Below are 16,608 nucleotides of genomic sequence, written 5' to 3'. Positions count from 1 at the left end.
TGTTGGGATTTTTTATAGGCTAAATGGTATCTTTGGTAAGTTTATATGGAATTGGCGATAATTTAGAATATGATACAACCAAAGAATTTATACTTAATTTTTTTAATTCTGATGTTGCTAATTGCAGGATGTAGACAGTTGTCAATTGAAAAGCGGACTCTCGAATCAACTAATAAAGTAGCGTTAGAAGAAGAAATATTTTATTTGATATTTCCACGAAGTTTTTTCGATAGTAATGGTGATAGAATCGGTGATTTAAACGGTGTTACTCAGCAGCTAGATTATATCCAAGATTTGGGTATTACTTCAATAATTATGACACCATTGTATCCTTCATCCTATTATCATAATTATTTTACACATGACTACTATGGCATTGATTCTGAATTCGGTACTGTGGATGACTACTTCAATATGGTAAAGGAGATTCATCGCAGAGGAATGAAATTCTATATGGATACCGAACTTCAATATGTAATCAAGGAGCACCCCTGGTTTGGAGAGTCATTTCAAAACCCAAATTCGGAATTTAGCAATTATGTTATGTATAAAGACAGCTTAAATACAGAACCAGAAACAATGGTTTTTGACCTTAAGGGATTAAAATCATATGATGGATATTATACGGACATCACGATTGTAAACCTGTATAAGGAAGAAGTTGCTGAATATATTAAGGATTATTATGCTTTCTGGGTAGATCCTAATGGAGATGGTTCCTTTGAGGATGGTGTGGATGGATTTCGGATAGATGCATTTCATAATGATCAGTTAAAGAAGGGAATTTTAACCAATTTGGCACAAGGTTTTTGGAAGCCAATAATTGATAACAGCAAGCGCATTAATCCAGACGTGACTTTTGTAGCTGAACAGGCGACATGGGATGATGGTGATGCACATTCGTGGATGAAAAAATCTGGCGTTGAAGTAGCATATTCTTTTGGGCTTCACTTCAACGTTAATAATCCAACCATTTTAAGAGAGTATTTCAAGTGGTCAAAACAGGATCTTCCAGAAGGAAAGAACATGTTTGCTTTTTTGGATCAACATGATACAGATCGAGTATTAAGTAAGATTGGCAACAATACTGCGAAAAACAAGCAATTGGCAACACTAACTTATTTAATGAAGTTTATTCCATATATCTATTATGGGCAGGAAATAGGAATGACTGGCAAAAGAGAAGAATTAATTAGACATGAAAGTCTTCTGGAACTAAGTGATGGTCTCGATATTTCAGTAAGAGAACCGTTTGAATGGACAGCGGATATTAACGAAGCTGGAAATGCACTTTGGTTTGAAAACGTCCAGCCTTATTGGGAAAAAAAATCTATAAAATCAAAAGATGGAATTTCAGTTGAAGAGCAAATTAACAATCCTAATTCATTGTTGAATTTCTATCGCAAAATTTTAAAATTTAGATCTTCAAACTCTGCATTTACAACAGGCGAATTTGAAATAATACAGCATGAAAATGATTCTACCTTCACCTATTGTCGATGGAACAATTTGTCTGGTTATATTTTAGCTTTCAATTTAACGGACCAAGCAACATCTATGATAATAAATACAGAGGAACTTCCTTTTGAGCCTTCCGAAAACAGTTGGAAAACTGTATTTAGTGATGATGAAAGTCAATTCAGTTCATTAAATGAGAATATTGAAATTCAGATGGTTAAAAATGGTTTTATTATTCTCGAATCAAAATAACAATCACCAAACAATGTATATGTGATAATGCTCTCTATCGATTGCACAATGCATATACTAACCATTGTGTTTAACGCATACAGTATTTTCTTGATAATCCCTTTTGGTTTGCATTTTTAAAAATAAGAATTTACACACATATCTTAAAATTTTAAACTATATTTAAGTGTTGTGTAACAGGCACAATTACTATATTTCATTGTGGGCTTTGTCCTAAATTTTAAACTTTGTACTTTTAATCCGGTATGATTACATAAGCGGAAAAGTCTAATGACGTTTTTCACAACGTAATCATAGCCTAAACCATTGTGATTCATTATCAATCAACCAAAAAATAATGACAAAAACATTATACGATTTGACTAAAGAGGATTGGAATACACTTTTCCCAATTGAATTGGTTGACCATAATCCTGAGTGGAAAAATATCTATGAAAATGAGAAACAGCGGATTTTAGAAAAGGTCGGACAAAAAACAATATTAAGAATTGAGCACTTTGGCAGTTCATCAATTACATCAATAAAATCTAAACCGTATATCGACTTAATGATTGAAATTCCAAAAGATTTATTGTTTGACGAGCAATTAATAGCCCAATTCACTGAACTGGGCTATTCCCATTTCAAAGTTCCAGCAAGAGAAACTATTGAGGAATATTCAACATTTGGAAAAGGATATAATATTGATGGAAAAAAAGAACAGGTTTTTCACATTCATATGTGTCCAAAAGATAATGTAATGTGGAAACAATTAGACTTTCGAGACTATCTAAATGTGAATAAAAAACGAGCAAAAGAATACGAAGTTTTAAAAATTGAATTAGCGTCTAAGTTTAAAAACGATAGAGGCTCGTATGTACTAGGAAAAACAGATTTCGTCAAAGAGACATTAAAATTAATACAATGCCTAAATAAAGGCTAAATAATTTCAAGTATTATGTATAAATATGATAAAGTTATCAGACGTTATTCAAAACCATTTAAACTGAAAATAAGAAGTTAAAATTGGTTTCTATGACTGAAAAATGTTGATTTAATTTAAAATCTTCTTTCTATTATGTTTTTAAAAATCATACCAATCAAACGCCAACAGAATACATTCAAAACAAACAATAATAAGGCAAGAAGAATTGCTGTTTATTATCTAAAACAAACTATACATATCAATTATAGACTCAATACATAGATCTCAATTATTCAGTAAGTTACAAGTCCTAAATTGCTATGAGACTTATTGCAATATCCATGGGATACGTATTTTTTTGTAATCTATTTTACTATCCGTAATTTTATAAACCTAATCGGATTATTCCTCTTAAATTATGGTTTATGAAATATTTCAAAAGGATTAACTACCTGCTGTTTCTTGTGATTTTTATTTTAGCAAGTTGTTCGGGTACAAATAACAACACAAGCACAAATGATCTTAGTTGGGAAAACCAGCTCAAATCTCAGATTCAACTTTTAGGACATCGTAATTGGATTGTTGTTGCCGATGCGGCTTATCCGCTTCAAAGTAACCCGGGTATTACCACCATACTTAGTAACAATGACCACATTACAACTATCAAAAAAGTAAATGCACTTATTCAGCAACAAAAGCATATCAAGCCAATTACTTTTTTAGATAAGGAACTTGACTTTATTCCAGAAGAAGATGCACCTGGTGTTGCCTTGTTTCGTGCTAACATTAAAACTTTTCTTACAGGAGAAATAAAAAAAGAAGTGCACGAAGATATTATCTACAAGCTCGACAAAGCTTCTGAGTTATTCAACGTAATAATAATAAAGACCGATTATACCATACCCTATACTTCGGTATTTTACCAGCTTGACTGCAAGTATTGGAATAATGAAGCAGAAAAGCGCTTAAGAACAATGTTATAGAAAAAAAAGCAAAAAATAGTTTTAAAAAAAAGAGTATGATTCAAAAAAAGTATTTATTTCTGGTATTTTCATTATTACCACTAGGTCTATTTGCACAACACGACAAAAATGATGCTTATATCCCTTTGGAAAAAAATATAGACGCTGATTGGGTAAAATCTTTATATGAGAAGGGAGAGCAAAAAGTATATAAAGGTGCTGAATTAAAATGGATTGGAATGCCTTGTGGTGGCATTGGGACAGGACAAGTATACATAACTGGAGATGGAGAACTTTGCTTTTTCGAATCTGTTTATAACCAACAGCAACAACCCAATGCAGGTCACGGCTTATCCACAGGTTATCAATATTTGTATCCACAGGAACGCGTGTCAAAAGTAAAAAGTAGCTTTTCTATAGCAATTAAAGAAGAAGGAAAAGATGCGACCAATTACAGCCTGACTAGCAATGACTTTAATGCCATAGAATTTATAGGTGAATATCCTTTGGCGAAATTGAAATATGAAAAAACTGACGAAGAACTTCCTGTCGAAATTCGTTCCGAAGTTTTCTCTCCTTTTGTACCATTGAACGTGCGAAGCTCTGCCAACCCTGTTATAGTGCTAAAGTATGCGCTTTCAAATACTAGTGATAAATCCGTAGAGATAAACATTAATGGAATATTAAGGAACATTCATTTCCCAGAGAAAGCTAAAGTTGAGTACCGTAATTCTACTTTAAAATCAAAAGGTGTATCCGGAATTTCTTTTGAGATGAAGCCTTTAAGTTCAGATTCTACATTATTAAAACACCCTCAGCTGGGTGGCTTTACTTTAAGTGTATTGGATACAAAAGCTGAATTATTAACTGATAAAGATAAGGGTATTACCGCAACTACAACCTCAAAAGAGCCTGTTACTGGAAGCGTAGGTTCCAGCATTACGCTAAAACCGAACCAAACAAAGGAAATCACCTTTCTAATATCATGGTATTTTCCAAATTATTACGAAAATGGTAGACGGTATAAAATAGCAAGCGCGGAAGCACCAGGTTGGGTTGGACATATTTATAACAATTGGTATAACAACTCCAATGATGTAGCCAAATATGTTGCTGCCAATTTCGATGATCTTTATGGAAAAACGAAACTATTTAGAGAAAGCTATAACGATAATACTTTACCTTATTGGCTATCAAATCGTATAACCATGCCGGTTTCTACCTTAGCAGCTGGTAACGTAGCCATTTGGGAAAATGGAAGATTTTATGCTTATGAAGGCGTAGGATTTTGTATGGGTACCTGCGGCCACGTTTATAATTTTGTAACAGCCATTTCTAAATTGTTTCCTGAGTTGGAACGTTCTGTTCGTTTACTTCAGGATTTCAATTATTCAACAGCATATAGTACTTCGGGACGAATTAATTTTCGAGGTTATTTACCGAATGACCCCAATGTTCCGCATAGTTATGCCTCCGATGCACAAAGTGGTTATGTTCTAAAAGCCTACCGTGAACATTTAATGTCACCAAATAACGATTTTCTGGATTCAATTTGGGAACAAGTAAAAGGGGCAATAGGATATCATATTTTTAAGGATGGTGCCGAAATTGGTTTAGAACCCAACGGTGTGTTGGAGGGAGAACAAACCTTTTGGGACCCGATGTGGTATGGGCCAAATCCATACAACAACACCTTGTATTTAGCTGCATTAAGGGCTGCTGAAGAAATGGCTATTATTCAAGGAGAACCTGAATTGGCTGCAAGATATCATGCTATATTTAAATCGGGTCAAAAATTTATGGATGAAAAAATGTGGAATGGAGAATTCTACTATCATTTGTACCCAGTTGGTTTTAATGGAAATGTGGGGGTTAAAAATGGCTTTAAATTGCCAGAAGAGATTGATGATAATGCCAGAAGCTATGTAAAAGCATTTAACGAAGGTCGATCGGGATATTTCCCTGGAACTGCTTGTGATGCACAACAGCTTTTTGGCCAGAACTGGGCAAACCAACTTGGCTTAGGATACATTTTGTCTCCTGAAAAATGCAAAAAAGCAGCTAAAAGTATATTTAAATATAATTGGACACCTGATATTGCAACCATTTATGATTTCGAAAAACCCAATGCCAGAGTACTGGCAGCAAAAGGAGAGGCGGCCATGATTAATGGTGGCTGGTCTAAAGAAAAACCACGAAGTTTTGAAAACACACATGATAAAACAAATGTGTGGACAGGCCTAGAATACGAGGCATCTTGTGATATGATAAACGAAGGTTTATTAGACGAAGCATTAGTTTCTATTAGGTCTATTCACGACCGTTACGATGGAGCAAAACGTAATCCATGGAGCGAAGTAGAAGGTTCCGATCACTATTCACGGGCCATGCATTCATGGAATATTTTATTAGCAATAAGCGGATTTACTTTTGACGGTCCTGCAGGAAAATTAGGATTTGCTCCAAAACTAGACCCTAAGAACTTCAAAAGCTTTTTTTCTGCCGCTGAAAGTTGGGGAAATATTAGCCAAACGATTGAAGGAGGTACTCAAACACAAATAATTGAACTAAAATATGGAAAACTACGTTTAAAACAAATGAAGTTTTCCTTAAATGAAGATTTAAACAAAACGACAGCTCAAGTTTTTATTGGAGAAAAAACTGTTCAAGCATCTGTAAAAATTGACAACTCTGAATTGATAGTCATTTTTGATAAAGAAATAATACTACAGCAAGGACAAGTTTTAAAGGTTATCATTTAAGGATTAAACTAAATAGACGAGAATATACTAAAGGGGTATTATTTGAAGACAATCCAAAACTATAAGCACCATGCGGTAAAACAATTCGAAACGAACAGAATTATTAACCCTACATGCATATGCTTTGAATTGCCTCATGGGTAAACCTCCTATAATATTTACTTTTGTTGGCTTTCAATACATTGTACATCTTTTCAATAGGGTATAAATACTTATAATTGACTATAAATCTATAGATTTTCCATCCCTCTATGAATAGATGTGCTCGGTTTTTTAAAGAAGCTCTAGTTCTTTTTCTTTAAGGATTTACATAATTTTAGCTTTAAAGTATCATTTAAAATAGGCTTTTAGACTTATGGGCCTTATTCTATTTTGATACTTTAAGGCAATTATATATCCTTTAGACATTTACCCATCTATTCATTTAATTATATTCTCCCTTTGGTAACACAGTTGAACTGTTTGTGCTTTAAATTCTGAATTTATATCATTTTTTCATACTACTAACTATTTACTTATAACAAATGGTTTTAAATTTTTTGTCCTATAAAACGTAAAAACTCCATAATACTGATTATAATAGTAGTTTACGCGATAAAAGAGAGACTATTTTTTAATTAAATGACAGTCTGAATAGGATGATGTATTCCAAAAACCAATAAGGGGCTGCGTTACAAAAACTACCAACTTTGGTGTTACAAAGGGATCACCTCTTTCGGGCTAATACCCTTTATCTTTTTAAACATTAGCGAAAATTTCGATATATTCTGATAGCCTAAATCATAGCCTACTTCGGTAACAGAATATTGGCCCGAACGCAGTCGCAGATAAGCTTCATCCATTTTAGCCTGAGTATAAAAGGCATAGACGGTAGTATTGTATAAGGTTTTAAAGTCACGTTTGAGTTTAGACTGGCTGATAGCAAAACGATTGGTCACATCTTCAATATTCACTTTATCCTCTAGATGGGTTAATAAGTAGTTTTTTATCTCCAACAGCCGTTTATAATCATCAATGTGCAAACCGTTTAGTTCATCTTTGTCCAATTGCTTTTTTATTGTTTTCATCAGGACTGGTAGTATTTCAAGACCTCGTGCCATTACTAAGGGAATGCGCCCAAAGGTTGAATTCTCATAAAAGAACAACTCATCCAACATTTTGTCCAGTTCAGAATTTATGCCTATATGATAGGCTTTGGCCTCGCCGTTGCCAAAAAGGGTATCCATTAATTCTATGGCTTCAGGCATCAGTTTGTTCAATGCTTTTTTTGAAAACTTATAGCCCATCGATTGAATATCACTTCGTGCCGGGAACGCAGATGTAAACGGAAACATCCCATTATAAATAAAGATACCGTTGGAACTGCCGGCCTAGGTGTACTTTAAACTATCTTGATAGTTTTGCTTAATTTGCCCTTGGTTAATCATGTTAAAATGATAATAATCAGGGCGTTCATCGGGCATTCGCTCTACAATGATTTCTTTGGGAAAATTTATTTGAGCCACCAAAAGATCGAATTCCTCAATAAAATTGTAGTACGAAAACTGGAGTCCATTTTTGGCAGATTCAACAATCAGTCGATTTTCATAAATCTTTCCACCAAACTTGTCAATGAAAGCATCCATATAGTTGGTTGCTTCACCTTCTTTTAGTTTAATATGAACTGACGTACGTTGTTCCATAGTCATTAAAAATATGAAAAAGAACTAACTTAATGCGTATTTCCATCTGCAGTTTTGAACCTTTTGGGTTGTTCTCTGGACGTATTTGGCCTAGCCTTTAATGCTGATTTTTTCATCTTTGTCTTATCAAATTAGAAATGAATATTAAAATATAATAGCAATGAAAACGATTAGAACAATATTACTACATGCATTGATGGGTATTACAGGTTTATTTATAACAAATGCCCAGGAGATGAAACCTTCACCCGTATCTGTTTTCTCAGAAAGTGCATCACCCGAACAAGCATTGGAGTACCGCAGGGAATACCGCGCCAAAGATTTCTTGATAAACGGCGATAGAGGGACATACAGTTTTATTAGTGTGCCTGAGATGTACCAGACTGCTACCGTTTATCGCAGTGGTGGACAGGTGGCCATGCTCGAAAAAGATATTGATGCATCGCTATTGAACACCATGACCGATACCGATGCCGGTAAAATGCCTTTGAAAGCTTTATTGAGGGATGAAGCTGTCCGAATGCAAGGTCTGTTAGTCATTCATGATGGTATAATTGTATTGGAAGAGTACCCTGGAATGCGTGAACTAGATAAACACAGCTGGTTCTCGGCTTCAAAACAAATATTAGGTATTATGGTGCATATCCTAGAAGAAGAAGGATTGATTGATCTTGAGCAAACTGTCAACCACTACTTGCCCGATTATAACAATGAAGATTGGAGAAAAGTTAAAGTTAAGCACCTTTTACATCACGTATCTGGAATGGACTATGTGGAAACCAATGCCAATTTTATGAACCTTGAGCATGCCTTGGCAAGAGTTACCTCTTATGCCTTGGCCTCCCGTCATGAGGAAGGCGGACAGTCGGCCTATAATATATTAAAAGAGGTGAAAAGTTATATTGAACCCGGTGTAAAATTCGATTATGCTTCCCCAAACACCCAAATTCTTGGTTTTATTGTGGAGCGAGTTACCGGTAAAAAATATGAGAAAATTGTTGCCGAAAGTATATGGACACAAGTAGGAATGGAAAGTGATGGTCACTATGCATTATCAGCCCAAGGAGAACCTATTTCGGCCGGATACTTTACCTCTCGTTTGCGCGATATGGGTCGTTTTGGTATGTTGTATACACCAAGCTGGAACAAAGTGGCCGAAAAGCAAATTATAAGCGATACTTACTTCGATAAGGTGTATGAGACCACTTATGCCGATGCCCTTAAAAAAGGTGTTGAAACCGATAAATCGAAATATTTTAAAGATGGCCAGTCGCATGCCACATATCAGTGGGATATGGTTTTTGATGATGGTGACTTGTACAAAGCTGGTCGTTACGGACAAGGAATTTATGTGTCACCGGAAACCAACACGGTAGTCGTGTTTTTCTCAAGTGTATACCTGAATCAATTGTATATTCCTGGTTTCGCCCGTCAGTTAGTGCAGCAGCATTATCGTTAATCAGTATCATAATCAAACATTACAAGCTAGCTTTGAATCATCAGAGCGGGCTTTTTTTGGTTGCAAGTCCAACATTAAAAAAAAAGGAGTGAAACTTCAATCTAATTCTGCTTAAAAATATTTTGGTAACATAATAAACATCCCAACCTTTAAAAATAATTGGAACATTGTAATCAATCAAAGGCTTAACTGTTTTATACAAACAGGGTATGCTGCATCATGACCAATAGCTAGTCAATGATAAAATTCTTATTTTAAAATAAAGTGTTTTAAAGGGATTGGCTACAATTCAGGGAACCTTAAATCTTATATATTTTTTAATGAAGAATATAATGGATAGATATTTTTAAAACAATTGTGGCCATAATCTAAAAAGGCAGGTCAATAAATGGAAAAAATACTGAACCCTGTGTTATAAATAATAGAGAATCGCTATGAAAATCAAAAATAATTCTTACTTTTAAAACGATTTACTTTTGTAAAAAGTAAATCCACCAAAACCTTTACTTTTCATATGCTGCATTGACATTCATTTGAATGTATGGAATAAAATGGAATTCGAAACACGTTAAATTTAGAAATGATTTAATTTTATAAAGAATGAAAAAACTATTATTTATTACAGCTATTGCAATTTTAGTTTCATGTTCAAAAGATGACAAACCAGCTAGAACTATGTACGATATTACATATACAGTGATTGCATCAAATGGAGCGACAATAAACAAGGTAGTCTACAGAAATAGTCAAGGAAACCTTGTAGAACTAACCAATGTTACTTCACCTTGGACTATTAATCTCAATGTAAGAGCTGGGCTTGGTTTAGAGGCAGCCGCTTATGGAGATATTCCTTATCAAGGAGTATTAAGTATAACTGCTGTTTGGGTACCTGAAGGAGGAGATTCCAAATCAGAAACACAAACATTACCAAATGATACTCCTAATTCAACTATTAATAATGGAAAAGTGGAAATTTCGGGTAGAACTTTACCCGATTAATTTTTTCCTTTAAGAAAAACGAAATTCCAACAACAGTAATCGTTACACAAGCCCTTCATTTTTAAAAAACAAGATACAAAACGTCCTTTTCAAGGGCGTTTATTGTTTTTGATAGTTATTTATCATCTAAAATCAAGATGGGCTTAGGCTAAAAGTAAGGTCTGTCATGCCTTTATACATGCAAAAAACGAATTTGCAGACTAGTCGTCCCTCGTTTACTGTGTTTTTCTATGAATTTCAAGTCCGTCATAATACCCTTTGGTTTGTTTATACAGAAATTCTAATGCTAATACATCTTTTAAACTGCAATAGAAATTGTGCTCCAGTACACAAACACTTAACTGAAAATTATTAAATAATTTCTCCTGATACTCTCATCTTTCTTGCATCTCTAAAAATAAGAACTTTCATTTAAAACTTAAAATTTTGAATTATATTTGAGTGTTGTGCAACAGGTACAACGTATAAAAAAAATGCTAGTTATAGCTAAACTAAAGAAACACGCTAGCTGTAATTATTATGACTGCACATTCCTGAAGTAGGTTGACTAAAAATTAGACCCTGAAATGATGGCTCTTATAAAATTAGAAAGTAGTTATGGAAAATCACAAAAATATATTAAATAACATTAAGCGATATGTTGACCTAAATGAGAGTGATAGTAAACAATTTAGTGCCATTATAACTACATTAAAAGTAAAGCGCAGACAATTTATTGTTCAACCTGGCTTTTTGTGTTCTTGTCAAACTTATGTTTTAAAAGGTGCGTTGAGAAGTTATTTTATTAATAACGAAGGCGTTGATCATACAATCCAGTTTGCAATAGAAGATTGGTTTATTAGTGATTTTAGTAGTTATATAAATCAAGAGCCAGCTTCACTTTTTGTAGAAGCTCTTGAAGATTCAATCATTCAACAAATTACGTACGATGACGTTGAAAAATTATGCCGCGAAAACCCAAAATTTGAACGTTTCTTTCGATTAGTTGCTCAAAAATCTTTCGCTTTTTCTCAAAAACGTGTACTCTCCAATTTAGGTAAGTCAGCTGAAGAACGTTTCATAGAATTTCAAAATATTTACCCCGAGATTGTCTTACGTGTCCCACAGTATGCTTTAGCTTCCTATCTAGGAATGTCTGCCGAATTCTTGAGTAAAATTAGAAAACGTCTGGCAATAAAATCTTGAACTAGTTCAATCATATTTCCTGATGTAGTTCATTTTTCATCTTTTCATTACTCTTTTTCTTTGCTTCTAAAGAATTTATACATATTATCATGAGTAAAAAAATATGGTTAATAACAGGGGTTTCAAGTGGATTGGGTAAAGCACTTGCAGAAACTGTAATGACATCAGGAGGTTTTGTTATAGGGACTTTCAGAAAACAATCACAAGTAGAGTCGTTTAATCAAAAGAATAAGGGAAATGGTTTTGCCATTAAACTTGATATTACCAATTTGAATGATATAAACGAGGCGGTACAACTCCTTATTTCTAAATTTGGCAGAATTGAAGTATTAGTCAATAATGCAGGAATTGGTTTTGTTGGTGCTATTGAAGAAAGTAGTATAGAAGAAGTTAAAGCAGTCTTTGATGCCAATTTTTTTGGAGCACTCCAACTAACTCGAAGTGTTTTACCGTTCATGCGTAAAGAAAAAAACGGACATATTGTTCAAATATCCTCACATGGAGGGATTAAAGCATTTGCTGGATTTGGTATTTATAACGCCAGTAAATTTGCACTTGAAGGGTTCAGTGAAGCTCTTGCGCAAGAGGTAAATCCAATTGGACTTAAAGTTTCTATTATTGAGCCAGGTCCATTCCGTACAAAGTTTGCCAGTGACAGTTTAAAAGAAGCGAAAAAAAGGCTTTCGGATTATTCAGAAACTGCTGGAGCTTTTAGAGTCAAATTAAGAGGGGTTGACGGAAAACAAGAAGGCGACCCAGTAAAAGCCTCAAAGGCTATCATTGACATAGTTAACTCAGATTCTCTAACACTTCGCTTTCCGCTAGGGAGAATAGCACTATCAACAATAGCAGCAAAGGTAGAAAGTGTAAAAAAGGATTTAGAAAACAATAGAACTATAGCAGAAGGCACCGTGTTTAAATAGCGAAAACAATTCCTCAACACTTTAAAAAGGGTACCAACTATTGTAGTGATTATAAATTTAAAAGCTTTAAAATGAAAGGAGAATTGCAAGGACAAAATGAATTAATCATTGAGGCATCTGCAGATAAAATATGGGAAGTTCTAATTGATGGAACATTACTATCACAATGGATGACCATCGTAAAACATACTACAAGTGATACTGAAGCACTTAATACCGTGCGCCATTGCGATGTGGAAATGAATGGAAAACTTGGTAAAGTATCAGAAAAGTGTATACTTTTCAATGAGAAAAAAGAAATAGGATGGATTATGTTATCAGACGAATTTGGGATTAGTAAAATGTTTGGTAATTATGGATTTTCTTTTACTCTAGTTCCAGTATCGAGTAACAAAACCAAAGTCATCAATAAAGGCTATGGAGATCCAAAAGGATTCTTTAGTAGAGTGTTGAATTTGCTAATAATGAAAAGAATGAGTTCTAGAATGAGAATTAAAGCTTTGCATGGAATTAAACAACTAGTAGAACAGTAAGAAAATTAATCAATGGATTTACGTTAAGTATGGGAAAGAAAAAGTATTTAACGAATTTGAAGAAATTGTGATTCCTATTATTAGAAAATACAATGGACTACCTTCATTGGTTAGAAACCAATGAAAACACCAATGGACTCATTGGGAAACACCTTCCAAATATAGAATATCTAGACGCATACTGCAATGCTGGATTTATAATTATCTCAATCCGAATTGTTTAAATCAAAATTCAAACGACCTCTTTTATATTTTTATATAATTGTCTTTAATTTCGAATAGAGCCGCATCTGAATCAATGAACTCAACGTTTTTTATAATTCCCATTCCAATTTGTTTGGTTAGTCCTTTGGTGGCATGCCATTCCCAGAATGTCCATTTATGAGCCACAGGAATATTTTTTATGGTTTTAAAGTCTTGATATTTAATAGCATGCGGGTCATCTTCGGCGGCTTCTTTAGTTTTTCCAGCTGTAACAATATAGGCCACTACATCAATTAAATGCGTTTCTGGATTAGCATAAACAACATACCAATCATCGGGAGCATCACCAGTGTTAGCTTTAAAACTTAATTTTTTAGTATCATAATTTTTGCCATTTAAATTAGAATTTGGGTAGAAAGACCAAACCGTACCTTGATCACTCAACTTATAAGGAAACATAAAGAAATAATGCCAAGTATAAGCATGAAAACGAATCATCTTGGTGTTTTTAGCATCTGGTGAATGGTAAACATTTTGTTGGCTAAAAACTATTGTATCACCGTTGTTTAATTTTAATATTCCGTTAGAAGAATCTGTTGAAAATAGAGCTTTTCCATTAAGAATTTCGTTTCCACCAAACACAATACTAACATCAAAAGTAACTGCAGCTTTAGTTAAAAACGCCTTTTTTTGATATGCTTTTTCAATATTTGAAACATAAGGGTTGTCTATTTTTACTTTTGTTGAAAAAGTGGTTTCTGGTTTAGTTTCTTTGATGGTTTCTTCTTTTTTGTCTTTGCATGATAGTAAGCCTACAAACAAAAAACATAATAGTATGGTTCTTTTCACAGTTTGGTGTTTATAAATTTCCGAACTTTAGTCGAACAACATATGTATTCTTATCATTTAAATGGTTATTATTTAAAATAACCATAATGCTAAGTAGCTGTTGGGAAAATATAAAAGGAGGTTTATGGTATATTAATACTTTACTAGGTAGTATTTTGTTTATTGTTAAGGGAACAATGAAATTACCGACTTTTAATATTAAAAGCACACAAACGTATAATTTCATTAATGCGCTTTTGTTGTGTTTCTTTTCTCTTGGCACTATTTAGCCAAAATAAATAGCCTTTTTGGTAACTTTTGGCAAAACTTAAGTAGTTTTTATAAGCTTCAGGATTTTGGTTGAAAGCTTCTTTTAAATCTTTAGGAATGATACCATTTTCAACATCATCCACCGCTGTCCAAGCTCCATTTTGTTTGGCTACTTCAATACTTTTATAACCATGGTCTTGTATTAAACCTTTAGCATCAAGTTCTTCAATATACTTTTTATTTAATGCACTCCAAGAGCTTTTAGGATTCCTTGGTGAAAAATATTGACGTCTTTTTCCTCCCCCTAAACTTTGCACTTTAGAGTCTATCCAGCCAAAACACAGCGCAACTTTAACGGCTTCTTCCCAACGCATTGTTGGTAAACTCATGTTTAGTTTGTAAAATATAAGATACACTCCGTTGGTTTTAGCATGATTATTTAACAACCAATCATACCAGTCGGCATCGCGCTCAAAGTGTATTTCTGTAATAGCTTGCAAATATTATAATTGTTTAGAATCTACATAGAAATCAGGATCAATTTCAAATGTGTTTATTTTTGAATCTAAATTTAAGGTGTTCCAATCTGCCTTTGGGAACAACCATTGTGTATTTCCATTAATATTTATTTGAATGGGCATGTCAAAATCTTCAACAATATTTGTCCATTTGTATTTAAGAGTATTATTGTCAATACTATATGAAAGTGTAGGGGTTTTGGTGGTTCTTAAATATTGATTGAAAAACGCTGTTAAATCAATGCCCGATTGTTCACTCATATAATTTTCAATTTCCTGCGTGGTTACCGTTTGATGATAAAAAACACGGTTAAGTCCCCTTAAAATTTGACGCCATTTTTCATCATCTTCCAAAAGTTGTCTTAAAGTATGTAGCATGTTGGCTCCTTTATAATACATGTCTGCAGAACCTTCTTTGTTTACATTGTAGTGACCAATAATAGGTTTGTCGTTTACAATAGTTTTTCTAGTTCCAATTACGTATTCAGAAGCCGCTTGCTTACTGTAGTAATACTCTAAAAATAAAGATTCAGAGTAGGCTGTAAAACTTTCATGAATCCACATGTCGGCGGCATCTTTATAAGTGATGTTATTAGCAAACCATTCGTGACCAGATTCATGAATAATAATAAAATCAAACTTTAGTCCCCAACCAGTTCCAGATAAATCATTACCTAAATATCCTTTTTTATATTGGTTGCCATAGGTTACTGAACTTTGATGTTCCATACCAAGATATGGTACTTCAACTAGTTTAAAGCTATCTACATAAAAAGGGTATTGCCCAAACCAATGTTCAAAAGCTTTCATCATTTTTGGTGCGTCTTTAAAATGCTCCTTGGCTTTGTCTAGATTATAGCTTAATACATAATATTCCATATCAAGATTGCCAGCCATACCATCATAATCTTCAGAAAAGTGAACATAATCGCCAATATTTATATTGACACCGTAGTTATTAATGGGGCTTTTTACTATCCAATTATAGGTTTTGGTGTCTTCAATACGCTCAATGCTTCGCAGCCGTCCATTAGAAACATTCATTAATTTTGCGGGTACGTTTACACTAATTTGCATACTATCTACTTCATCATACATATGATCTTTACAAGGCCACCATACACTGGCACCTAAACCTTGACAAGAGGATGCAACAAAATGATTACCGTTGTTGTCTTTTTTCCAAGAAATACCACCATCCCAAGGCGCATTTACGGCTTCTCTGGGATGCCCTTCATAATACACATCAATAGTTTCAATAGTATTTACATTTTGAATATCATTTAAGTAAATGAAATGGGCATTGCCATCATGCTTTATATTTAGTGCTTTACCGTTTTGAACAGCTTTTGTAAGTTTTAAAGGCGCTTGCAAATCTATTTGAAGTATCGAATCTTGTTTGAGTACTTTGTATTGTACCGTGTTTTTTCCAGAAATAAATTTATTATCTGGGTCTACCTTGATGTCAAGGTGGTAGTACGTTAAATCCCACCATGCGCGTTCTGGGGTTATACTACCTCTTAACGTATCTTGCCTTGTGAAATTTGATTTATCCTGAAGTAAGCCTTGCGAAAAAGATGCTGCTGATATGGTTAAGAATGTAAAAAATAAAAAGCGTTTAAATGATTTCATTGGTGTTTTTGGTTTTTAATCTTGTGAATGTTTTAAA

At 33.7% G+C, this 16,608-nt stretch carries 14 protein-coding genes; 9 read left to right on the top strand and 5 right to left on the bottom strand.

The features are described from left to right. The first annotated feature begins 204 nt into the window (after nucleotides 1-204). The 4 genes from KFZ70_RS17145 (at nucleotide 205) to KFZ70_RS17130 (ending at nucleotide 6,338) form a co-directional block, all read left to right on the top strand. Complete coding sequence (locus KFZ70_RS17145; protein WP_158293216.1) at nucleotides 205-1,710, top strand: alpha-amylase family glycosyl hydrolase; 1,506 nt, start codon at nucleotides 205-207, stop codon at nucleotides 1,708-1,710. Between the two features lie 337 nt (nucleotides 1,711-2,047). Continuing rightward, nucleotides 2,048-2,632, top strand: a complete 585-nt coding sequence (locus KFZ70_RS17140) for a GrpB family protein (protein ID WP_139697832.1) — start codon at nucleotides 2,048-2,050, stop codon at nucleotides 2,630-2,632. A 446-nt stretch (nucleotides 2,633-3,078) separates the two neighbouring features. Then, on the top strand, nucleotides 3,079-3,597 hold the full coding sequence (locus KFZ70_RS17135) for a hypothetical protein (protein WP_233244064.1): 519 nt from the start codon (nucleotides 3,079-3,081) through the stop codon (nucleotides 3,595-3,597). 35 nt (nucleotides 3,598-3,632) lie between these two features. Further along, complete coding sequence (locus KFZ70_RS17130) at nucleotides 3,633-6,338, top strand: GH116 family glycosyl hydrolase (RefSeq protein ID WP_139697828.1); 2,706 nt, start codon at nucleotides 3,633-3,635, stop codon at nucleotides 6,336-6,338. Nucleotides 6,339-7,033: 695 nt separating this feature from the next. Here the strand turns inward: KFZ70_RS17130 and KFZ70_RS17125 are convergent. After that, on the bottom strand, nucleotides 7,034-7,585 hold the full coding sequence (locus KFZ70_RS17125) for a helix-turn-helix transcriptional regulator (RefSeq protein ID WP_158293215.1): 552 nt from the start codon (nucleotides 7,583-7,585) through the stop codon (nucleotides 7,034-7,036). 123 nt (nucleotides 7,586-7,708) lie between these two features. Continuing rightward, nucleotides 7,709-8,020: a hypothetical protein gene (locus KFZ70_RS17120; RefSeq protein ID WP_139697824.1), complete on the bottom strand. Its 312-nt coding sequence runs from the start codon at nucleotides 8,018-8,020 to the stop codon at nucleotides 7,709-7,711. 160 nt (nucleotides 8,021-8,180) lie between these two features. Here KFZ70_RS17120 and KFZ70_RS17115 point away from each other — a divergent pair, with 160 nt between their 5' ends. The 5 genes from KFZ70_RS17115 (at nucleotide 8,181) to KFZ70_RS17095 (ending at nucleotide 13,119) form a co-directional block, all read left to right on the top strand. Further along, on the top strand, nucleotides 8,181-9,479 hold the full coding sequence (locus KFZ70_RS17115) for a serine hydrolase (RefSeq protein WP_139697822.1): 1,299 nt from the start codon (nucleotides 8,181-8,183) through the stop codon (nucleotides 9,477-9,479). A gap of 600 nt (nucleotides 9,480-10,079) precedes the next feature. After that, a complete protein-coding gene (locus tag KFZ70_RS17110) occupies nucleotides 10,080-10,478 on the top strand; it encodes a hypothetical protein (protein WP_139697820.1) in 399 nt (132 codons plus the stop codon). 597 nt (nucleotides 10,479-11,075) lie between these two features. Further along, nucleotides 11,076-11,663: a Crp/Fnr family transcriptional regulator gene (locus KFZ70_RS17105; protein WP_139697818.1), complete on the top strand. Its 588-nt coding sequence runs from the start codon at nucleotides 11,076-11,078 to the stop codon at nucleotides 11,661-11,663. An 89-nt stretch (nucleotides 11,664-11,752) separates the two neighbouring features. Next, nucleotides 11,753-12,586, top strand: a complete 834-nt coding sequence (locus KFZ70_RS17100; RefSeq protein WP_139697817.1) for an oxidoreductase — start codon at nucleotides 11,753-11,755, stop codon at nucleotides 12,584-12,586. Nucleotides 12,587-12,657: 71 nt separating this feature from the next. After that, nucleotides 12,658-13,119, top strand: coding sequence for an SRPBCC family protein (locus KFZ70_RS17095; protein WP_139697815.1), 462 nt, complete (start codon nucleotides 12,658-12,660; stop codon nucleotides 13,117-13,119). A 246-nt stretch (nucleotides 13,120-13,365) separates the two neighbouring features. On the opposite strand, the gene KFZ70_RS17090 is transcribed toward KFZ70_RS17095, so the two are convergent. From KFZ70_RS17090 to KFZ70_RS17080, 3 genes are all read right to left on the bottom strand, one after another. Continuing rightward, entirely contained in the window at nucleotides 13,366-14,172 is an 807-nt protein-coding gene (locus KFZ70_RS17090; protein ID WP_139697813.1) for a DUF6503 family protein, read from the bottom strand. A gap of 182 nt (nucleotides 14,173-14,354) precedes the next feature. Next, the gene (locus KFZ70_RS17085) at nucleotides 14,355-14,921 is read right to left on the bottom strand and encodes a YdeI family protein (RefSeq protein ID WP_139697810.1); all 567 of its coding nucleotides are present in this window, start codon (nucleotides 14,919-14,921) and stop codon (nucleotides 14,355-14,357) included. A gap of 3 nt (nucleotides 14,922-14,924) precedes the next feature. Beyond that, a complete protein-coding gene (locus KFZ70_RS17080) occupies nucleotides 14,925-16,571 on the bottom strand; it encodes a M1 family metallopeptidase (RefSeq protein WP_139697809.1) in 1,647 nt (548 codons plus the stop codon). Between the last annotated feature and the right edge of the window lie 37 nt (nucleotides 16,572-16,608).

The organism is Allotamlana fucoidanivorans (assembly GCF_045788535.1).
Taxonomy (GTDB): domain Bacteria; phylum Bacteroidota; class Bacteroidia; order Flavobacteriales; family Flavobacteriaceae; genus Allotamlana; species Allotamlana fucoidanivorans.
The sequence above is the reverse complement of the archived record's forward strand: the minus strand, read 5'-3'. Positions and strand labels throughout refer to the sequence as shown.